Raw genomic sequence first — 20,897 nt, 5'->3', positions numbered from 1 at the left:
GAACACATCAGCAATCACACACCCACCCCCAGCAAACCAGCAACCATGAACATGTCCTTATCTCCCCTTCCTGAGAGATTGACGATAACCGTTTTTCCCCGGTTCTCAGGTTTCTCAGCGTACCTTTCAAGGCAGGCTATTGCATGGGCACTCTCAAGGGCTGGCATTATACCCTCATATCTTGAGAGGAGCCTGAAGCCCCTGAGTGCCTCGGTGTCTGTTACCGGCTCATACCTTGCCCTGCCTGTATCCATGAGATGGGCGTGTTCTGGTCCAACACCCGGATAATCCAGACCAGCTGAGACAGAATGTGCCTCACTTATCTGACCATCCCCATCCTGAAGGACGTATGATAATGAACCATGAAGGATTCCCTCTGAGCCCGCAGAGAGTGTGGCTCCATGGTTTCCTGACTCTATACCTTCTCCACCCCCCTCTGCACCTATGAGTTCAACATCATCATCCATGAAGGCAGAGAATATGCCTATGGCATTGCTTCCGCCCCCAACACACGCTATAACCGTGTCTGGAAGTTCTCCCTCGACTTCGAGTATCTGTTCCCTGGCCTCCCTCCCTATGACGCTCTGGAAGTGCTTCACCATGGTCGGGTAGGGGTGGGGGCCCATGGTGGAACCTATGAGGTAGTGGGTGTCATCCACGTTGCTAATCCAGTCCCTCATGGCCTCGTTTATGGCGTCCTTAAGGGTCCTTGAACCTGAGTCGACCGGTATGACCTCCGCACCTGATACCTCCATTCTGAATACATTGAGCTTCTGCCTCTCAACATCCTCTGTGCCCATGTAGATATCAACGTCCATTCCAAAGAGGGCCCCGGCAGCGGCGGTGGCTATCCCGTGCTGCCCTGCCCCTGTCTCGGCTATGATCCTGGTCTTGCCCATGTACCTTGCGAGCAGAGCCTGGCCTATGGTGTTGTTTATCTTGTGGGCCCCTGTGTGCAGCATGTCCTCCCTCTTGAGGTACACCCTGCATCCGAGTTTCTCTGACAGGTTCCTGGCATAGTAAAGGCCTGTGGGCTTTCCAGCGTACTCCCGGAGATGGTACTCGAGTTCAGCCATGAACTTCCTGTCATCCCTGTAATGGAGGAAGGCCCTCTCAAGTTCCTCAAGTGCCGGTATAAGAAGCTCCGGCACGAATATGCCTCCATATTTACCGAATTTTCCATCCATTATCATGATAACTCACCTCTCTGTAACCTGGACGGTTTCTGAAGTCCGCCCGTCCTCCCCATGTACTCCATGAGTTCAAACATCATTGCATGATCCTTTATCCCCGGTGCAGCCTCAATGCCAGAGTTGAAGTCCAGACAATCGAATTCCAGTAAGTATTCAGGGTTAAGCCTCACAGTGGATGGTCCAAGGCCCCCTGCAAGGGCCACCTCCGGTGCGCTCTCATGACTTCTTATGAGGCGGAGCATCCCGAGGGCCAGTTCGGGTGGAATCATCCTCCCCGTCCCCCCTGTTCTACCACCGGAGCTGGAATCGAGCATGACACATGAACATGGGATGTGGTCAAGAACATCCAGTGAACCGGGCTCCGGTGGTACTGCGACTGTTATCCCTGGATTAAACCCGTTTTCAGTGAGTACCCTCTTTATGCCCCTGGCATCTTCACATGAGATGGAGTGGAGCTGGACTCTCTCCACACCTGTTCTCTCAATAACCTCAGCCACCTCCACTGGATCGGAGGGTTCAAGGACGATCACGGCCTTCTCAGGAGGTATGAGTGATAGGATGTCCTCCAGTTCCCTTCCTGTGAGGTGTCGTGGTGATCTCTCTACGTGTATGAGGCCAAGGAGGTCAGCACCAAGTTTATCTGCCAGTATTGCGTCCTCTGGCCTTTTTATACCGCAGATCTTTACGAGTACATCTGCCAGGGACTCATGCGAACTGTTCAAAGAATTCATCCCCCGTGTACCTTCTTCTCCGGTCCCTGCACTGGCTCACCGCATCTACTATCTCCTCAAGGAGTTCCCGTGGGTTCTGGGCTGACATGGGTGCTGTGCCGATGAGCAGAGCATCTGCACCGTAACCTGCCAGTATCTCAGCATCCTCGGGGCCCCTGACACCACTCTCTGATACGAGTATGAGTTCATCGGGTACGAGGGGTGCCAGTGCATGGGTTCTTTCAAGGTCCACCTCGAAGGTTTCAAGGTCCCTGTTGTTCACACCTATTATCTCTGCACCTGCTTCAAGGGCCCTGAAGATGTCAAGCGATGTGTGACACTCCACCAGTGGCTCCATTGAGAGCTCCCTGCATTTTTGAATCCCTGCCTCAAGGTCAGGGAATACGCCTGTGATTAGGAGAACCGAGGATGCCCCCGATGCCCTTGCCTGGTAGATCTTGTACTCGTCGACCAGGAAGTCCTTCATGAGCAGTGGTTTACCGTAATCTGTGGCCCCGCTCAGCAGATCCAGGGAGCCTTTGAAGTATTTGCCGTCGGTTACTATGGATACTGCATCGGCGAGGTCCTGGTATACCTCCATCATCTCTTCAAGGCCTCTCTCTGATATTCTGCCCATTGATGGTGATGCCCTCTTGTATTCGCATATGAGAGATACTTTGCCTCCTCCCACTGCAGCTGGGAAGCTCACTGGCTCGTCCATGACTGTTATATCATCCCTTAGGATGCTGAGGGGTGTTTTTTTCATGAGTTCCTTAACTTCGAGTTTCTTTGACCTTATAATATCCCTGAGCATGTGTTCACATCCTGAGGAAATTTCTAATGACGGTTCTTCCGCTTGGGGTTCCGGCTGACTCCGGGTGAAACTGCAGCCCGTAGACTGGATATTCTCTGTGCTTTATGGCCATTATAATTTCATCTGATGTCACAGCAGTTACCTCTATATCTGCAGGTGTGTCTTCGGGTCTGCATACGAGTGAATGGTACCTGGTTGCCCTGAAGGGATTTGGAACGTCCCTGAAGAGTTCTGATCCGTCATGGAATACCTCAACTATCTTTCCATGAACCGGTTCCCCCTGGTCAACCCTTCCGCCAAAGGCGTGGAATATGCCCTGGTGTCCAAGGCATACCCCCAGGAGGGGCCTGTCCGTGAATTCCCCTATCACATCCATGCAAACACCGAAGTCACTCCTCCTTGAAGGATTGCCAGGACCCGGGGATATGATTATCTTTTCTGGATCCAGGGCCCTAAGATCTGATATCCTGGCCTCATCGTTCCTGAGGACCATTATCTCCTCATCCATCCCCTCATCCCGGAGGATCTCCCCTGCAAGCTGGTAGAGGTTATGGGTGAATGAGTCATAGTTATCAATTATCAGGATCACAACCATTACCTCCTGGCGATAAATGGTTCATCAGAATCAAAGCCATCACCTGCCAGTTCCATTGATTTAAGGACCGCCATGGCCTTGTTCTGGCACTCCACGTATTCCCTCTCAGGTACGGAGTCATGTACTATACCTGCCCCTGCCTGTATTCTTCCATACGCTCCCTCAGCGACCATGGATCTTATGGTTATTGCGAAGTCTGCGTTACCGTTCAGTGAGAGATAGCCCAGGGCACCGGCGTAGGCATTCCTCGGCACCCCCTCAAGTGACTCTATTATTTCCATAGCCCTTATTTTGGGCGCCCCGCTCACTGTACCTGCCGGGAAGACCGCGCCAAGGGCATCAAGGGCATCCATGCCCTTCCTGAGTCTGCCGGTTACATGGGAGAGGATGTGCTGAACATGGGAGAACCTCCTTATGGTCATGTACTCCGGTACCTGGACCGTGCCAAACTCAGATATTCTCCCGAGGTCGTTCCTTGCAAGGTCAACGAGCATGAGGTGCTCTGCAAGTTCCTTCTCATCTGACAGCAGTTCCGCCGCTATTCTCTCATCCTCATGGGGTGTTTTCCCCCTTGGCCTGGTTCCTGCGATTGGGAAGGTTTCAATCTGTTTATCCTCCACACGGACAAGCATTTCAGGACTTGAACCTGTTATCTCCCTGCTGCCAAGTTTCAGGTGGTACATGTAGGGGGAGGGGTTAACCCTCCTGAGGGCTTCGTAGAGGGCAAGCCTGTCACCACGGAGCCTGTAGTCAGTGGCATTTGAGAGGACTGCCTGGAATATTTCGCCCTCAGCTATCCTCTCCCTTGCCTCCTCCACCATTCCAAGGTATCTCCTCCTTGAGAACAGGGTCCCCATGCTCCTGTATTTAAGGTGCCCTGTTGGGGTTTCCTCGCGCAGCAGTTCTGATATTTCCGGGAGTCTGTTCTCCTTGAGGCTGATGTAACTGCATTCTCCTGTGAGGTGGTTGAACATGATACCGTCAAGGAAGAGTCCGAATTCAAAGTCCGGGAAGTTTCCGGGGCTGAGGTTGATACTGTCAAAGAACCTTGCAGCCTGATAGGATATGTAGCCAACAAGGCCCCCACAGAAGCCCCTGGATTTTCCAGCGGGTCTTGTGAACTGCCTCAGGAATTCAAAGGGGTTTTCTGTATCAAACTCCTCCCTTGATCCCTCGTATTCAACTTCTATAAAACCTGAACGGGCCCTTATTATCATCTGTGGCTCGAATCCCATGAATGAGTATCTTGCAAGACCCGTGTCGCTTTCCATTGACTCCAGAAGGAATGATGAGTCGTATTCAGAATAAATACTTTTGAATAGTTCAAAGGGTTCTTTAAATTCTATCTTTTCCTTTACCGGGTTTTTCAGTTCTGTAATGCCAAAAACATTCACTCCTGTACATGCATATCACCTCTGTATCCACAAAGTACATATACACGGAGGTACTATTTAAATCTTGTCTGTATAATAATGTACATCAATGTGGTGAAGTGTATGTGGAAGCAGATAAAGCACAGATTTGAGGGATACCCCTCCCGCATGTATGTGGCCAGGAAGATCATAGACCTCGGGTTCAGAATAGACAGAAACGGCAAAATATACTGTGACGACGTTGAGATAAGCGATGTTGCCCTTGCAAGGGCTGTGGGGGTTGACCGGAGGACCGTGAGGGCGACGGCAAATACCATACTGGAGGACGAGAAACTGAGGGGCATCTTTGAGAACATGATGCCGGCAGGAGCCCTTCTGCGGGACGCTGCAGGTGAACTTGACTTCGGTGTGGTGGAAATAGAGGCCGACGCCCGGAACCCCGGGATACTTGCGGCGGCAGCGAGACTGATCGCAGATAAGGGTATAAGTATAAGGCAGGCCCATGCAGGGGACCCTGAACTCGATGAAACACCCAGGCTCACAATAATAACCGAAACCCCCATCCCGGGAGGCTTGCTCAAGGATTTCCTTAAAATAGATGGCGTCAAGAGGGTCTCAATATACTGAGATCATTGATTGTGGAGAAAAAACAGGGCGCACCATGCAATAGCCTTAAAATCCATGATAAATCTAGTTAAATGGCGGAATATCATTATCTGAAGTATTTCATGGATTAACATGATCCCTGATCAGCTCAATGCCTTGAAGCGTGACACTCTCAGACATTTTATCCATTTTTAAAGTATGCGTGATTTTTTAATCCCAGCACCCTACTGCCTTCAACCAACGTAATAAGTCATTGCTGATCCGTAATATATATATGAGTTTTTTGTATAGAATTATTATCAGTTAATAGGGGTGTCCAAAGTGAGAGGTTTTTATGTCATGTTGCTGGTCGTGCTCCTCCTCGCGGTGTCTGTTAACTCTTCAGCCGCTGCAGACAACTCCACACTGGACGACACGGCCTGCGCAGACAACTGTACAGTCCTTGAAGCACAGGGGGATGATGTAACGGGTGCGCTGCCCCATAATGTTACAGTGGATTCTGAGGGTGTGGTCCTCCAGACAAGGAACTACACCTGCGGACCCGCAGCACTCGCCACCGTCCTCCAGAGACTCGGAGTGAACACCACAGAGGATGAACTCGCAGGCCTTGCCGGAACAACCGAAGAAGGGACCACCATGCAGGGCCTCCTGGAAGCCAGCAGGGCCAAGGGAATGAACGCAACCGGCATGAAACTAAACATATCTGAACTCAAAGAAAACATGATCGCCTATACCATCAATGACGGCACCGGACACTACACCGTAATAAACGAAATCACCAATGACACCATCAAACTCGCAGATCCAAGCCTCGGGAACATCGAAATGAATATAGAAGAGTTCGCTGAGATTTATAGCGGATATACACTGGTTATAAAGGATCCCAATAATCCACAGGTCAACGAAACTACAGATCAAAGCAACAAGAATACAAACTCATCAGAACCCATAAATAACCTGACAGATACCGCCTCTGATGTGCAGGCAGACAACAGAACTCTGACTGATGAGGAAATGAAGAACATTAAAGGTAAAAAATGGAGACATAAACATTGGCATCCATGGAAGTGGCGGTATTCTTATCATTGGCATGGTTGGTATCCTGTGCGTGTCCGTGCCTATTATGGATTCCATATAGTCTCTTATACAGCCCAAATGGTGCGCTGTGCTTGTACGCTGGATGTTGATGGCTTTGACTATTATTATGCTCGCTGTAAGACTTATGGTGATCGCTATATGGATTGGTATCGGCGCGTGGGATATAGGTATGCGGCATGAAGAAATTAAGTGTGGAATATGAGTATCATTCGGAGGTATGTGAAAAATGAAACGGGCATATGTCCTGCTAATTGGTTTGTCAATGCTTCTCATCTCCTTGATAGTGGCATTCCCTCTAGCATTGTCCTTTGTTATCCTGGCAGGATTATTTATCGCGCATTTCAGTAAGATGGAAGAAAAAGAGGTTAACATGATTATAACAGCCATAGTATCTTTATTCATAGGATTACTGGGAGGATTACTTGGATCGATGATTCACCACAATATTTCATCAACCTGGACACTACTATCTGCTCATGGGGGACTCTTTTTAATAGCCTTAATTGGATACTTTTTCATGGTCCTAATACTGATGACATTAGGATCCATGATAGACAAGGTTATATCGAAAGCTAGATCAAAATCCCTTTGAGTTTCCGCAGACCCCACCACAACATCAATGACACCAGAAGATACCATCAAGACGGCACGGGACACTACACCGTAATAAATGAAATCACCAATGACACGGTCAAACTCGCAGATCCAAGCCTCGGGAACATCGAAATGAATATAGAAGAGTTCGCTGAGATTTATAGCGGATATACACTGGTTATAAAGGATCCCAATAATCCACAGGTCAACGAAACTACAGATCAAAGCAACAAGAATACAAACTCATCAGACTCCATAAATAACCTGACAGATACCGCCTCTGATGTGCAGGCAGACAACAGAACTCTGACTGATGAGGAAATGAAGAACATTAAAGGTAAGTGCTGGCAATTCCTAGCGCCTGTTACAATAGGTACAATAATCATTTCAGTTAGGAATAAATACGTGCCAAAAAAGTACTGGTGTTACATTGCTTATCATCCTCCGTTCAAAAAAGTGAGAGCTTATATCGGGAAAGACCACAGGATCCATTATATAGAATACGATGCCTAGACAAATACACATGTAAAAAGACGTCTATTGCATTTTATTTTTTTAAAATTAAATAACGGGAGGGTACTAAATGGAAAATAAACCAATTATAATCAGCTTACTGATAGCATTCATAATAACTACCATTATCTCTCTTACAGGGTATATGGAAGGTACTGGACTGATGCCGCCAAAAAGTGCCATAAGTTCGTGGATAATATTACTAGATATATTTGTTGTAGGTATGACACTAGGTTTAATAGAGGCTATTTTGGGTTGGATGAAAGGAAAAGGAACTTACGTTCATATTAATATTAGAAAATCGCCCGAAAAACTTTTAATTAGTGTTTTAGTTACAGTGGGGTTCAATTTTTTGGGTTTGTTAATTTCTTTAACCTCAAAGGTTCCTCTTGAAGAAAGTATATTTACAACTACAATGATTGGTTTCATGGTGGTTGCTCTAATGTGTCTTCTGTATAGCACTATGATAATAAGGCAAGCGCCTGCGTGAAACATGAAAATCAAAGCTTAAAACCGTATAAATGATGAGAGGTGGACTATCCCAAACAACATAGTCTTCATAAGAGTGAGTGGAGCCAGTGGGATCCCAGGCCTTTAAGCTATAGAGGATAGCATCATGAGGACATACAATGGATACTGGGGATATTATCCCCCTATAATACTCATGATAGACATACCCACATCAGAAATCACAGATAGGAATCCGCAGAAATCATGGTATACCACGTGAAAAATGAAAAAACCCTATTTTTCTTAAATTCTTTATTTTCGGCTTTTCCGAAACCAATCAAAGAAAAATAAATGAATGGAACTGTTAGCATCACAGCTCCAGGCTGTCCTCCTCTTCGAGGGCCTTCAGAAGTTCATCCCAGGCTTCAAGGGACTCCCTTGCCGCCTCATCAGACATCACCTCAATGGCGTAGCCTGAGTGAACAAGAACATACTTGCCCTCCTCAACATCATCCACAAGGTCAAGTTTGACCTGTTGCCTCACACCACCGAAGTCAACGGTGGCAATGTTATCCTCACTATCAATTTCAATAATCTGAGCAGGTGCTGCAATACACATTCAATAACCCTCTCCAAATTAATAGGATTAAAGTCAGAATACACTAATGTTTAGATAAAGATCCGTCACATATAAAGATTTGTGGGAAACAATGCCATTGAATTAATACCATGGTGTCTGATATGCGATGTGTTGTGATAGGGGGAGGGCCAGCTGGAAGGGCCGCTGCAATGGAGCTCGCAGCCCTCGACATGGACGTAATACTTGTTGAAAAGAAACTGATTGGTGGGACATGCCTGAACGAGGGCTGTATGGTTGTATGTGGCCTCAATGACGTTGCAAGGTTCCTTGATGATGCCCGGCAGCTCAGTGATCTTGGGGTGCTGGATGTTGAATGCTCAGCAGACTACCGCCGCATAGCCGGGGGTGTGAAGAGGACCCTTGAACGTATAAGGCATGTCACCGAGAGGGAGACCCTGGATGCCGGTATTGAAATAGTGTACGGTGTGGCGGAGTTTGAGGATGATAGGCTCCTCGTTGAGGGGGAGGAGATGGACTATGACAGACTCATAATCGCAACCGGAGCATCTCCCCTCATACCCCCCATTGAAGGCGCCAGCAAAGCCATAACATACCGGGACATCCTCGACCTCGACGGAATCCCTGACAAGCTCGTTATAATAGGTGGAGGAGTTATAGCAGCTGAATTTGCAGGCATATTCTCTTCCTTCGGATCAGAGGTCACGGTAGTATCAAGAAGCGGTTTTCTCAGTAAACTGGACCCCCTGATAAGGGACTATGTTTCAGAAAAGGTCCTCAGCGATGTCAGAATACTGGAGGATACATCAACCACAGAAATAGATGGATCAGGTGTTCAGACGTCTGGAGGCTACATAGAGGGCCTCCCAATGCTTGCAACGGGTCTCAGACCAAATTCGGATTTCCTGAAGGGGTTCCTTGAACTGGGACCCCGCGGAGGAGTTAAGGTGAATGACCGTATGGAGACCTCACGTCAGAATGTATATGCCGCCGGTGATGTTACAGGGGGCCATGGAACAACACCCGTTGCAAGGATGGAGGGGGTGGTGGCGGGGCTCAACGCCGCCGGTATTGAGAGGAGGGTTGATTACCGTTACCTCCCCTACTCAATCTCCCTCAGATACGATGTCGGATTCGTGGATATTCCCGGTGAGGGTGGGAGGGAAGCCGTGATACCCGGCCTTGCAGGACCGGGGTCATTCTGGGGAGTTAATAATGGTAAAACAGGGATCAGCAAGGTCAGAATCCTTGATGATGGCACCCCCTCAGGTATATACTCGGTTGCGCCCGGTGCAAGGCTCATCATGCCCTACCTCTCCCTCCTGATGAGGCTCGGTGTGTCCATGTATGAGTTTGAGGGCTTCGTTGAGACCCACCCCTCCACGGATTCCATATACAAGCTCATGAGGTTCCTTTCAAGGTACTGAAGCAGTCAGTGGCACCCTGAAGGTTACTGTCTGCGGCATGCCTCCTCCTCTATGATCTCCGCAATCCTATCTGCAGCCACCATCACGTCCCCACTGTACTTTCTGGCAGCCCTCCGGAGCTCATCTGACCTCTCAAGTGCTGCTGAAACAGCCTCCACGATATCCTCAGGGTCAGCCTCAAGGACCGCGCCCCTGAATACAGCCCCCATATTGTGGTACCTTCCATACTTGACACCCCTCAGTGCCACAACAGGGACCCCCAGTGCGATGGCCTCATGGACCATCACACCATCATCCGAGAGTACAGCCAGGTCAGCGATGCTGTAGAGGTCCTTCACCCAGTCAATGTAGCCCAGGTTTATTATCCCCTCATGGTCGATTATCTTGAGATACTCATCCCTGAGGGGTGGTCCAGCACCGTAATGTTCGCCTCCATGCCTGAATTCGCCAGCCTCGATGCGGCCTCAGCCATCGCCTTAAAGAGGGATGATCCCGATGAAATGACTATGGTCGGTCTGTCAGGGTCAAACTGGGGGGGCATCCTCCTGCAGGCAATTTCAGGGTCGCCAAGAGTTATATCGGGGCTCATTGGATAGTATATGCTTTCAACACCCTCAATGTCCCTGCCGAAGAGGTCTGACTCGGGCAGGGCCACGTTCCTGTTAAGCCGGGTGCAGACCTTTGAATCGGTGGGTGTATTCAGGACCCCCACTGCAGGGACGCCTGCAATCTTTGCTGCCAGGCACCCCACAACGGCTCCTCCCCCTATTACACCTACAACCACGTCTGGCCGGATGCATCTTATGAGCCTCCAGGTCTCATAGATCGCCCGGGTGGTTCTGAGTGCTGCAGAGAGGAGTTTAGCTTTGCTTGCTGCATGGCCACCTGCCTGGGGTATCCTCACGCGGTGCCATTCAATGCCCCTCTTCCTGAAGAGTATCCCCGGTGCGCTGTGGTCAAGTGCGAATTCACATTCAAATCCTCTCCTTTCAAGTGCACCGGCTATATTAAGGGCCGTTATGGCGTCTCCTCCCATTCCGCGACCTGTTACCGTGAAAAGTGCCTTCATTATCATCACCAGCTCTATAAACATGATCTGTGAAAAAATCTCAGTGCAAAAACGATCGTCTTAAAGTAGATTTAAATATTATACATTAAATAAGTGATTAATATGAACATAGGCCCCTATAATAACAGGCCGGACATGGGTCGCCTCAGGGAGATCATAAGGGTCATGACCAAGTACCACTTCGGGAACATCCTTGAGGCGGTTGGCCTTAAAAACAGACTCTTCGAGACCCTTAAATTATATATAAAGAGCCCTGAGGAGGTACATGAACCCGCCCATGTACGTCTCAGGCTGGTTCTTGAGGAACTTGGAACAACCTTCATAAAACTGGGGCAGGTCCTGAGCACAAGGGCAGACCTTGTGGGTAGGGAGGTGGCTGAGGAGCTGGCCAAGCTTCAGGACGAGGCTCCACCGTTCCCCTTTGAGGATGTGAAGAGGGTCCTGGAATCTGAACTCGGAGTTCCCATGGAGGAAGTTTTCGCTGAATTTCAGGAGGAACCAGTGGCATCGGCATCAATAGGACAGGTCCACAGGGCCCGTCTAAGGAATGGTGATGCTGTTGCTGTGAAGGTCCAGCGCCCGGGCATAGCCGACACCGTGAAGAGCGACATAATCCTGATGAAGTACCTTGCAAAGCTTGCCAATGACAGGGTCCCCGGTTTGAGGTACTACAACCTGCCAGGGATAGTGGCTGAATTCGAGAGGGCCATCAGAAAGGAACTGGACTACCACCAGGAAGCCAACAATGTGGAGAGATTCCGTGCAATGTTCATGGATGATGAGACCGTTTACGCGCCCTACGTTTACAGGGAGTACTCAACAGGCAGGGTACTCACCATGGAGTATGTGGACGGTGTTAAGCTCACAGACATTTTAAAGTCAGATATAAAATTCAATGCACGGGTGATAGCCGAGAGGGGTGCCAGGTGTTACTTTAAACAGATATTCATACATGGGTTCTTCCATGCGGACCCCCACCCCGGCAATATTCTCGTCCAGAAGGGAAATGTCCTCTGTTTCCTCGATTTTGGGATGATGGGACATCTTGATCGTTCATTCAGGGACAGACTGGCAGAGCTTTTCATACTCCTTATGAACTATGATGTTAACGGTATAGTTAACCAGCTGAGGTACATGAACATCCTGACAGAGGAGACAGACCTTGAGGAGGTCAAGTATGACATAATAGACCTCCTTGACCGCTATTACGGTGCCGATGTCAGGAAGGTTGGGGAGATACTCACAGAGTTCACAATGCCTGGTATGATAAGGAGGCACAGGATAAGGATACCCCGTGACTTCGTGCTGCTTGCAAGGGTCATGAGCATGGCAGAGGACCTGGGTGAGAGGCTTGATCCAAGGTTCAATGGCCTTGCGGTTGCATGGGAGATGACCCATAAACTGATAAGAAACCGGCTCAACCCCCTGAGGAACCTTGATGAGGTGCCCGCGGCCATCATTGAACTGGAGCACATAATGAATGATCTCCCCCGTGGCCTGATAAGCGCCCTCCAGAAGCTGGAGGAGGGTAAATTGAAGATGGAACTGGAACACCGGAACCTTGACGAGATATCGGTGCGGATTGAACGGTCGACCAACAGGATATCGGTTGCCATGCTCGTATCGGCACTCATAATAGGTTCATCGCTGGTCACGATCCCCCGGGAGGCCCTCATACTCGAGAAGTTCCCCTTCCTCGGGATATTCGGTTTTGCTGTGAGTTTTCTGATAGCCCTCGCACTCATAGTATCCATAATAAAGTCAAGGCGACTTAGCTGATGGTTAAATCACCGATTTTCTGATCCATGAGATGCATACGGATTGAAGAGAAGCCTCCTCACACCCACTGCGATTAAAACCCGGTTATCAACCCTGAAACTTCTTCTTCCAAGTAAAATTCTCCTCAGAAGATCCCCCAGGCCTCCGCCAGTCATTACATCCATGTAGAGGTCGCCGAAGTTGGGTTTTCAATTCCGATTTTCTCCTCAAGGAACCCTGTGAGGTTCCCCCTCCTGAGGATGGCTGTGACGAGGGGGGCTGTGAGAAAGAGCATGAGAACTGACCATGCGCCTCCGGCGACGTAGAATGCAAGTCCCAGGGCCACTGCAAAGCTGTGGTTTCCGACCTCACCCATCATTATCCTTCCCAGGTAATCCAGGGGGGAGTAGGCAGCGCATACAGCCAGTACCAGGAGGGGTAGGTAGATGTCTGAACCAGCCGCGAATGCAATGGCTGCTGCCAGGAGGGACATGATTACTGTCAGGCTGCATGCAACACCAGGCTGCATATCTGCAATGTTAAGGGGCTGTATCATGAGGGCCACCAGGAGGGCGGCCGGTCCCATGATGGGGTATGTGAGGATGGTGACCGCTATGATACCAAGGCCCCTTGAGAGCTGACCCCACTCAACTGGAAGGTCACGGATCCTTCTCCTTCCTGAGAGGTCATCGATGAAGGCCAGGAGGCCCATGATGACAACAGGTGACCTCAGGGGCTCTGGCATGAAGACAGAGAGTACAATCCAGGGCACCAGACCCGTGCCCCGTGGTGTTCCTCCCCTCACATCAGTGTAGAGGTTCGAATCCCTCATACGTGATATGAGAGCCGCCATGAGAGGTGTCAGTGCAGCTACAGTGAATGCAGCCACCATTATGGAGCCGGGATCCTGTGAAGCATGCAGTATGAATAGCGCATCCATTCCAGATCACCTGAAACCCGCTGATGTCTGGACCACAACGTTCCTTAGGCCCTCATCAATCATCACATCCTTCACCCTCATCATCTCATCCTCAGATGGTCTCTCAATATCCCTGCGCCTGAATTCGGGTCTGTAATCCAGGACGGTTACCTGAACGTCCCTGTTTATGGATGATATCCTTGAGGCCATGGCTGAGAGCTCATCCATGGATATGAGTGACCTGCTGTAGGGCACCCCCAGGCCCATGAAGATGTCCCGGTGATTCTCTGAAAGGTACCTGAATGCATTCCATGAATTCTCAAGGTAAACCCTGGCGGTTTTCTCATCATGCAGCCCTGATATCTCCATGAAGGTCTCAGGCCTGAGACCCTTGAGGTCAATCCCTATACGGTTCATTCCTGAATCCAGGAGTTCATCCAGATATTCAGGGGTAAGAATGGTTCCGTTGGTGTCAACATGGACGTTAACATCCCCTTTAAGTTCCCTGATTGCCCTGATGGTTGTGGAGAGCCATGTCCTGTTGAGGGTGCATTCACCGCCAGATATTGTGACAGTGCCAGTCCTGTAGATGGATTCAAGGCCCATGAGGATCCCTGCTGTTTCATGGGGGTCAAGCAGGTTTCCCTGTGATGTGAATGCAACCTGACTGTTCTGACACTGGGGACATCTCAGGTTGCAGCCATGGGTGAAGCACACCACCTCAACGGGAGCCCCTGTCTTCTCAGAAAATGGAGTTCCAACTCCACCGGCTGTGTGGGGACCAAAGCTGCTCACATACCTGAGTGGAGGTTCCGGTGCCGTCTCTATGACCATGCCCTCAGAGAGGGGTGTTACACAGGATGGTGCGATGCAGCCATCAATGGATACACTGCAGGCAAGGCAGGCCCCGGACGCGCAGGGTGAGAATACATCCCCCTCACCCGGAATCATAGCCCTTCTAAGGCCCGCCCCCTCCAGGGCATCTCCAACTGTGCCTCCTGATCTGACATCCCTCCCATTCACTGCTACCGTATATTCTTTAGTTTCAGGCTCCCCTGGCAGGATCGCGTCCTCAGGACATACAAGGAGGCATGCCCTGCAGCCAGTGCAGTTTTCACTGCATTTCAGTTCGCGGCAGTTTCCACATCCCCTGCATCGATCCTCAAGTCTCCTGAACATTCTGAATCCCCCTGAAGTCACTGGATCTTGAATCTTAGAATCCCTGCCAGGCCTCCCAGTGATTCCAGCTGCTTTCCACCCTCGTGTTCACTGCTTATGAGTACCACGGAACCGCCCATGCTCTCAACCATGTCGAGGTAGCCCTCAATGTCCTCCCTGCTAACAACCCTGTCCAGTACCAGGAGCTTCTCAACGGCCCCCATGTTAATGGCATCCATAACCTCAACCTTACCATAGACAACGGAGTCAGGGTCCCTGGCCAGCTTCTCAAGGAACTCGTTAACGTTCCTTATCTCAGAGGCTATCCTCTTCTCTGATGATACCCTTTCAACCGTCCCCTTCCTAAGGACCTCGGATATGCCGGCGCGCCCCCCGGTCCCGGTGTTCTCAAGTACCGCCTTCTTTGCGATTTCAGGATACCTCTCCATGAGGTAGTCATAGAAATCTGACTTGTAAAAGCCTGGTCCCGCTATTATGATTGTCTCAAGGTCTCCATACTTCTGGAGTGACTCCACGATGCTCTCATAGAATTCCCGCCTCAGTTTACCCCGGTCCCTCTGCTGTATTCTCTTACCAGGAATGTGGCCTGTTATGGGGCCCCTGTACTCCACCCCGTACTGTCTTATGAGGCCCAGTTCAGCGACATCATCCTCCATTACAAGTATGATTGCCTTCAGATTCTTTGATGCCCTTACAGCCATCCTGAGCCTCTTAAGTGTCCATCTGCTCCAGTGCTCCTTCTGGATCCTCAGGGGTGTGTTGAGTTTTACCTCAAGGGTGTGGTGGGAGCCCATGGGTACAAGGTCCTCAGGACCTCTCTCTATAACGCCGGTGGCCCTCAGTCTACCGGTGTAGATGTGGAAGCTGACAGTTTCCACCCTTATCCCGAGGTAAAATGTCTTTTTAACTCCCCTGTCACTTCTTATCTTCTCTCCACTGGTATCCTGTATCCTCCTCGTGGTCCTGGCTGATAGGAGGTCTCCCTCCTCTATTATGTGTGAGAGGTGCCAGAGATCATCAAGGGTTTCGGGTACGAGTTCAATGACACCGTTCTTCTCATCCTCTTCAACTATCCTCATGGATTCACCCTGAAAAATCATTGGCGGAGTTAATGATAATATATAAGAATGCTATTATAAAACTAGGAGTATTCTCATGGAAGGCTTCGGAGTGTAATGTGATGGGTGACTATGGATCTGGAACTGCAATCTTCCTCAGTATAATCGCCGGGTTTGTGATGCTCTTCTTCATCGATGGACTGTTTGTTTACACCTTCACCGGCTTTCTGGCAACCTACCTCACAAGGCCAGATAGGAGAAGCGCCGGGGAGGGGGGTACCGCATCCCTCATACTTGCTGTTCTCAGCTTTGCCTCCGGGATGATATTCGGGCCAGAGATGCCTGGAAGAATCGCTGGACTTGTTGGACCTGATGTGTTCAGTCTGTCAGTGGGATTCTTGATTGTATGTGCCATCAGCCTCCTCCTTGGAAGTATCGGAGGTTACATAGCTGTTAAGGCCTTCAGGAATGATGTGGATAGGCTGTGAGTACTTGATGTCATGGATAATGAAACGGTAGGTAAGATGATTATCAGCATCATAGGGGGTACCCGTGAACTTGGATACTGGATAGCCAGGTTCCTGAGGAAGGAGGGCTTCAGGGTCATAATCACCGGGAGGGACCCTGATACTGGCAGATCAGCCGCCGGAAGGATAGGTGCGAAGTACTGCCGTGACAATGTGAGGGCTGCCTCACTGGCCGATGTTGTGGTTGTATCCGTCCCGATAGAGGTGACCTCGGATGTCCTCAGGGAGGTTGCGCCCCATGTAAGGGAGGGCGGACTCCTCATGGATGTGACCTCAGTCAAGGAGGAGCCAGCCAGGGTCATGGAGAGGTTCATAGCCAGGGGCGCCCACTACATCCCGGCCCATCCCATGTTTGGACCCCGTGTATCATCCCTTGAGGGGCAGGTAGTCGTCCTAACACCCTCCGGGGATAACCCCTGGCTTGATGATGTGATCCGGTTCCTTGAGGAGAGAAAGGCCCGTGTGATAGTCACCGACCCATCCACCCATGACCGTATGATGAGTGTTGTTCAGGTCCTCACACACTTCGCCTACATAAGCATAGCAGCCACACTGGAGGCTGAGGGTGTTGACATAAGGGAATCCCGTAAGTTTGCAAGCCCAATCTACAACCTTATGATAGATACGATAGCCAGGATAGTGGCCCAGAACCCCTACCTTGCCTACTCGATCCAGACCCACAACACCTACGGGCAGGAGATGCGTGATTGTTTCCTGAGAACTGCTACCAGGCTAAACGAGATGCTGAGGGATGGGCGAATGGATGACTTTGTGGCAGGGATGGGCCTTGCAGCCAAGAACATAGATGACGTGGAGGCATCACTCGGCCGATCAGATAAGGCCATAGAGGCACTTAATCAGGAACTGATTGTGCTGAGGAACTCTGTTGGTCAGGAGATTGGCATCAAGCACATCTATTCAGGCAGGGTACATGTTGGTGTACTTGAGTCTGTTACACCTGACTATGCCATGCTGAGGTCCGGTAAGAGGGTCATGAAGTTCAAGATCTCCAACATCAGGGTGCTGTCAGAGGAGGAACTCCGCCGCTGGAAGGTCGAAAACCTTGATCTGAGGGTCTATGATGTATCTGCTGTTTTTTCTGATTCCGTGGATCCAGAGGTCATAGCACACCTGATTGGTCTGCTTGACTGTGTGGTTGATGTGAAAATTGTTGACCTTTACCGTGGGCCCCAGATACCCCCTGATCATTTCAGCTTAACCCTCAGAGTTAAGGTGTTTGACAGGGAGTGTTATGAGGAGATTCTGGGTGTTTCTGAGGGGTATCGGTGCCTCAATAAGGTGATCCTGACCCTTTCTGTGTAACTCTGTTTAATACCACATCGCACAAAATCCATCTAATAGTATATAAACTTTACCGAAACATTTATATATGATTACCTGTACATGTATTATAGTAACCTAAATTTACTAGAATATTCCGGTTAAATTAAATATCAACCGGAATCATAATAATAATCATAAAGAGGTGGGTTGTATGACAAAAAAAGAGATAAAATTAAAGGTTGCAGAGGCCCTGGCCCAGCAGGACGTCGGGAGGGGAATAGCCCGTGTGGACCCTGCATGCATGGAAAAACTGGGTCTTTCGGATGGAGACATAATTGAAATAGAGGGCAAAAAACTGACAGCTGCAACGGTAGTATCATCACAGTCCGACATAGGACTCGGAATAATAAGGATAGACGGATACCTCCGTAAAAACGCCGGCGCATCCATAGGCGAAGAGGTGACAGTCAGAAGGGCCGACGTTAAGGACGCCCAGAAGGTCGTTCTGGCCCCAGTGGACCAGGAGGTCATAATAAGGGGGGACATAAGATCAGCATTCCTCAACAGGGTACTTGTTAAGGGAGACATAATAGTATCAGGTATCAGACAGCATATATCCGGCGGCGGACTCTTCGACGAGTTCTTCAGGGACTTCATGGACATATCACCCCTCGGAGAGATCAAACTGGCCGTCGTATCAACAAGTCCCGCAGGTGTTGTGCGTGTAACACCCTCAACACAGGTCGAGATGCAGCAAAAACCCGTGGACGTCAGCAAACTCGAGGGCGTCAAGAACCTCGTTGATGTCACCTACGAGGACATCGGGGGCCTCAAGGAGGAGGTCAAAAAGGTCCGGGAAATGATAGAGATCCCCCTCAAGAGACCGGAACTCTTCGAAAGGCTTGGAATAACACCACCAAAGGGTGTCCTCATGCACGGACCACCAGGAACAGGTAAAACACTCCTGGCGAAGGCCGTTGCCAACGAGAGCGACGCCCACTTCATAGCCATCAACGGGCCCGAGATAATGAGCAAATACGTCGGGGGGTCCGAGGAGAGGCTCAGGGAATTCTTCGAGGAAGCAGAAGAGAACGCTCCATCAATCATATTCATCGATGAGATAGACGCCATAGCGCCCAAAAGGGAAGACGTGAGCGGAGAGGTTGAAAGGAGGATCGTTGCCCAGCTCCTCACCCTGATGGACGGCCTCAAGAGCAGGGGCCAGGTTGTTGTCATAGGTGCAACCAACAGACCCGACGCCCTTGACCCTGCACTCAGAAGGCCGGGCCGCTTTGACAGGGAAATCGAGATAGGAGTCCCTGACAGGGAGGAAAGGAAGGAGATACTCCAGATACACACCAGGGGGATGCCCCTTGCAGATGACGTTGACCTCGATGAACTGGCAGAGATAACCCATGGATTTGTGGGTGCAGACCTTGAGTCACTCTGTAAGGAATCCGCCATGAGGGTCCTGAGGAGGGTGCTCCCGGAGATAAAGGCTGATGAGGAGATACCCAAGGAGGTCCTCAAGAAGATGGTGGTAACAAGGGCCGACTTCAAGGACGCCCTCAAGGAGATACAGCCATCAGCCCTCAGGGAGGTCCTGGTACAGGTCCCCAATGTTTCATGGGACGACATAGGAGGCCTGGAGGGCGCAAAGCAGGAGCTGAGGGAGGCTGTTGAGTGGCCCCTCAAGTACCCCGACAGATTCAAGAAGTTTGGAATAAGACCACCTAAGGGTATTCTCCTGCACGGATCACCGGGTACCGGTAAAACACTCCTGGCGAAGGCCGTTGCCAATGAGAGCCAGGCAAACTTCATAGCGGTTAAGGGTCCGGAGCTCCTGTCAAAGTGGGTCGGTGAATCAGAGAAGGGTGTGCGTGAAGTTTTCAGAAAAGCACGTCAGACAGCTCCCACAGTGATATTCTTCGATGAGATAGACTCAATAGCCTCAGTGAGGAGTGGAAGCACCGCCGACTCCGGCGTAACCCAGAGGGTGGTCAACCAGCTGCTCACAGAGATCGATGGACTTGAAGAGCTGCAGGATGTGGCGGTTATAGCCGCGACAAACAGGCCCGACATCCTCGACCCCGCACTCCTCAGGCCTGGAAGATTCGACAGGCACGTCAAGGTTGAGGATCCAGATAAGGAGGCAAGGCTCGCAATATTCAGGGTCCACACAAAGGACATGCCCCTTGCAGATGACGTTGATCTTGAAAAACTTGCAGAGAAAACTGAGGGATACGTCGGTGCAGACATTGAGGCTGTATGCAGAGAAGCCGCCATGCTGACCCTCAGGGATAACATGGACGCCGAGGAGGTCTCAATGAAGTACTTCCTTGAGGCCATGGAGAAAGTAAAACCAAAGGGCGGCGTAGAGGAGCAGGTCCAGTACCACTAACTCCTCGATAACTCCCTTTTTATAACTCCTTTTATTTTTGCAGAACTTCTATTTTTAAGGTCTCCTGTGATTTAATTTTATACTGACTCCAAAATTTAATTAAGTGAAAACTGAATGGTCACCTAAAAATCATCAGCATATTTCCCATAACCATTATTCTCCAGAAGTTCCTTTAGAGTTTTTTTCAAATCGCTAATTTCACAGATGCAAAATCTTTAAGATTTGAATATTTGCTCTCTAAATCAAGTATATCTTTTAACTTGTTCTCTAAGTCAGATAATTGCTCACTCTTTTGCCCTTCCCTGGGCTGATCTGGAACTGTAATCAGGAGAAGAAATGGAGATTCCACATCATAAGGTTTTCCATTGATTTTAACTATACGTGTTAGTGCGTAGAGTGGGACTGGCCCGGCAATTTCTTTGGGAGTGGCCACAGTTTTTGCCTCGATGGCAAGGAAGGGTTCTTCATCATCAAAAATCATGATATGAGAAGTCCCTACCCAATGAGATCTTTCTCCGTCATGCAAATCACTCTCATCATATAATCTGATGCTTTTTATACCCTCTCTGTTCTGGACATATATGTTTTGATCCTTGAAAGGACCTGCGATATCCCTATAGATTTTATCTAAATACTTAGATATTTCACTCATTCTAACCCCCCTACAATGTACTTTTTCCTTTAATAGTTAGATAAAGTTAACAATTTTCTCACTTATAAACCTTTGATCA

Annotated in this window: 23 protein-coding genes; 10 read left to right on the top strand and 13 right to left on the bottom strand. The window is 49.7% G+C overall.

Going from position 1 to position 20,897, the window contains the following annotated elements:
* Window positions 1–14: 14 nt before the first annotated feature.
* Genes trpB through trpE form a run of 5 tightly spaced genes read right to left on the bottom strand, consistent with a single transcriptional unit; the run spans window position 15 to window position 4,706 of the window.
* On the bottom strand, window positions 15–1,193 hold the full coding sequence (gene trpB, locus MTH_RS07945; RefSeq protein ID WP_010877267.1) for a tryptophan synthase subunit beta: 1,179 nt from the start codon (window positions 1,191–1,193) through the stop codon (window positions 15–17).
* On the bottom strand, window positions 1,190–1,924 hold the full coding sequence (locus MTH_RS07940) for a phosphoribosylanthranilate isomerase (RefSeq protein WP_238374197.1): 735 nt from the start codon (window positions 1,922–1,924) through the stop codon (window positions 1,190–1,192). The genes trpB and MTH_RS07940 overlap by 4 nt, the downstream gene beginning before the upstream one ends.
* Window positions 1,899–2,717, bottom strand: a complete 819-nt coding sequence (locus MTH_RS07935) for an indole-3-glycerol phosphate synthase TrpC (protein ID WP_010877265.1) — start codon at window positions 2,715–2,717, stop codon at window positions 1,899–1,901. The genes MTH_RS07940 and MTH_RS07935 overlap by 26 nt, the downstream gene beginning before the upstream one ends.
* Before the next feature lie 4 nt (window positions 2,718–2,721).
* Entirely contained in the window at window positions 2,722–3,312 is a 591-nt protein-coding gene (locus MTH_RS07930) for an anthranilate synthase component II (protein ID WP_010877264.1), read from the bottom strand.
* Window positions 3,312–4,706, bottom strand: coding sequence for an anthranilate synthase component I (gene trpE / locus MTH_RS07925; protein WP_010877263.1), 1,395 nt, complete (start codon window positions 4,704–4,706; stop codon window positions 3,312–3,314). Before trpE ends, MTH_RS07930 begins: the two co-directional genes overlap by 1 nt.
* A 102-nt stretch (window positions 4,707–4,808) precedes the next feature.
* On the opposite strand from trpE, the gene MTH_RS07920 reads away from it, so the two are divergent.
* The 5 genes from MTH_RS07920 (at window position 4,809) to MTH_RS07900 (ending at window position 7,986) form a co-directional block, all read left to right on the top strand.
* A complete protein-coding gene (locus MTH_RS07920; RefSeq protein ID WP_048061113.1) occupies window positions 4,809–5,312 on the top strand; it encodes an amino acid-binding protein in 504 nt (167 codons plus the stop codon).
* A gap of 300 nt (window positions 5,313–5,612) precedes the next feature.
* Window positions 5,613–6,569, top strand: coding sequence for a C39 family peptidase (locus MTH_RS09440; protein ID WP_238374196.1), 957 nt, complete (start codon window positions 5,613–5,615; stop codon window positions 6,567–6,569).
* A gap of 46 nt (window positions 6,570–6,615) precedes the next feature.
* Window positions 6,616–6,981 (top strand): hypothetical protein, encoded by a 366-nt coding sequence (locus MTH_RS07910; RefSeq protein WP_010877260.1) that lies wholly within the window; start codon window positions 6,616–6,618, stop codon window positions 6,979–6,981.
* Window positions 6,978–7,496, top strand: a complete 519-nt coding sequence (locus MTH_RS10115) for a cysteine peptidase family C39 domain-containing protein (RefSeq protein WP_010877259.1) — start codon at window positions 6,978–6,980, stop codon at window positions 7,494–7,496. Before MTH_RS07910 ends, MTH_RS10115 begins: the two co-directional genes overlap by 4 nt.
* Window positions 7,497–7,566: 70 nt before the next feature.
* A complete protein-coding gene (locus tag MTH_RS07900) occupies window positions 7,567–7,986 on the top strand; it encodes a hypothetical protein (RefSeq protein WP_048061111.1) in 420 nt (139 codons plus the stop codon).
* 330 nt (window positions 7,987–8,316) lie between these two features.
* Here the strand turns inward: MTH_RS07900 and MTH_RS07895 are convergent, their stop codons facing one another.
* Complete coding sequence (locus MTH_RS07895) at window positions 8,317–8,565, bottom strand: HypC/HybG/HupF family hydrogenase formation chaperone (RefSeq protein WP_010877257.1); 249 nt, start codon at window positions 8,563–8,565, stop codon at window positions 8,317–8,319.
* 122 nt (window positions 8,566–8,687) lie between these two features.
* Here MTH_RS07895 and MTH_RS07890 point away from each other — a divergent pair, with 122 nt between their 5' ends.
* Window positions 8,688–9,971, top strand: coding sequence for an FAD-dependent oxidoreductase (locus tag MTH_RS07890; RefSeq protein ID WP_048061110.1), 1,284 nt, complete (start codon window positions 8,688–8,690; stop codon window positions 9,969–9,971).
* Window positions 9,972–9,994: 23 nt separating this feature from the next.
* On the opposite strand, the gene MTH_RS10110 is transcribed toward MTH_RS07890, so the two are convergent.
* Both MTH_RS10110 and MTH_RS07885 read right to left on the bottom strand, forming a co-directional pair.
* Window positions 9,995–10,333: a hypothetical protein gene (locus MTH_RS10110; RefSeq protein WP_238374261.1), complete on the bottom strand. Its 339-nt coding sequence runs from the start codon at window positions 10,331–10,333 to the stop codon at window positions 9,995–9,997.
* A gap of 17 nt (window positions 10,334–10,350) precedes the next feature.
* The gene (locus tag MTH_RS07885) at window positions 10,351–11,040 is read right to left on the bottom strand and encodes a glycosyltransferase (protein WP_238374195.1); all 690 of its coding nucleotides are present in this window, start codon (window positions 11,038–11,040) and stop codon (window positions 10,351–10,353) included.
* A gap of 102 nt (window positions 11,041–11,142) precedes the next feature.
* Here MTH_RS07885 and MTH_RS07880 point away from each other — a divergent pair, with 102 nt between their 5' ends.
* Window positions 11,143–12,819 (top strand): ABC1 kinase family protein, encoded by a 1,677-nt coding sequence (locus tag MTH_RS07880; protein ID WP_048061109.1) that lies wholly within the window; start codon window positions 11,143–11,145, stop codon window positions 12,817–12,819.
* A gap of 8 nt (window positions 12,820–12,827) precedes the next feature.
* Here MTH_RS07880 and MTH_RS10105 read toward each other — a convergent pair whose 3' ends face one another.
* Genes MTH_RS10105 through MTH_RS07865 form a run of 4 tightly spaced genes read right to left on the bottom strand, consistent with a single transcriptional unit; the run spans window position 12,828 to window position 15,975 of the window.
* Window positions 12,828–12,983 carry a hypothetical protein gene (locus MTH_RS10105; RefSeq protein ID WP_238374194.1) on the bottom strand — a complete coding sequence of 52 codons (156 nt, stop codon included), beginning with the start codon at window positions 12,981–12,983 and terminating at the stop codon, window positions 12,828–12,830.
* The gene (locus MTH_RS07875; RefSeq protein ID WP_010877252.1) at window positions 12,974–13,738 is read right to left on the bottom strand and encodes a hypothetical protein; all 765 of its coding nucleotides are present in this window, start codon (window positions 13,736–13,738) and stop codon (window positions 12,974–12,976) included. Before MTH_RS07875 ends, MTH_RS10105 begins: the two co-directional genes overlap by 10 nt.
* 6 nt (window positions 13,739–13,744) lie before the next feature.
* Window positions 13,745–14,896 (bottom strand): radical SAM protein, encoded by a 1,152-nt coding sequence (locus tag MTH_RS07870; RefSeq protein WP_048061108.1) that lies wholly within the window; start codon window positions 14,894–14,896, stop codon window positions 13,745–13,747.
* A 17-nt stretch (window positions 14,897–14,913) separates the two neighbouring features.
* Window positions 14,914–15,975, bottom strand: a complete 1,062-nt coding sequence (locus tag MTH_RS07865) for an mRNA surveillance protein pelota (RefSeq protein ID WP_048061107.1) — start codon at window positions 15,973–15,975, stop codon at window positions 14,914–14,916.
* A 101-nt stretch (window positions 15,976–16,076) separates the two neighbouring features.
* On the opposite strand from MTH_RS07865, the gene MTH_RS07860 reads away from it, so the two are divergent.
* The 3 genes from MTH_RS07860 to MTH_RS07850 all read left to right on the top strand — a co-directional run bounded on the left by MTH_RS07860 (window position 16,077) and on the right by MTH_RS07850 (window position 20,166).
* Entirely contained in the window at window positions 16,077–16,442 is a 366-nt protein-coding gene (locus tag MTH_RS07860; RefSeq protein WP_115892608.1) for a hypothetical protein, read from the top strand.
* A gap of 12 nt (window positions 16,443–16,454) precedes the next feature.
* Window positions 16,455–17,804 carry a prephenate dehydrogenase gene (locus MTH_RS07855; protein ID WP_010877248.1) on the top strand — a complete coding sequence of 450 codons (1,350 nt, stop codon included), beginning with the start codon at window positions 16,455–16,457 and terminating at the stop codon, window positions 17,802–17,804.
* 172 nt (window positions 17,805–17,976) lie between these two features.
* Window positions 17,977–20,166, top strand: a complete 2,190-nt coding sequence (locus tag MTH_RS07850) for a CDC48 family AAA ATPase (protein WP_048061106.1) — start codon at window positions 17,977–17,979, stop codon at window positions 20,164–20,166.
* A gap of 184 nt (window positions 20,167–20,350) precedes the next feature.
* Here the strand turns inward: MTH_RS07850 and MTH_RS07845 are convergent, their stop codons facing one another.
* Window positions 20,351–20,818, bottom strand: a complete 468-nt coding sequence (locus tag MTH_RS07845) for a hypothetical protein (protein ID WP_010877246.1) — start codon at window positions 20,816–20,818, stop codon at window positions 20,351–20,353.
* Window positions 20,819–20,897 lie beyond the last annotated feature (79 nt).

Source organism: Methanothermobacter thermautotrophicus str. Delta H, from assembly GCF_000008645.1.
Classification (GTDB): Archaea; Methanobacteriota; Methanobacteria; order Methanobacteriales; family Methanothermobacteraceae; genus Methanothermobacter; species Methanothermobacter thermautotrophicus.
Note: the sequence above shows the minus strand (reverse complement) of the source record. Positions and strands in the feature narration are given on the sequence as shown.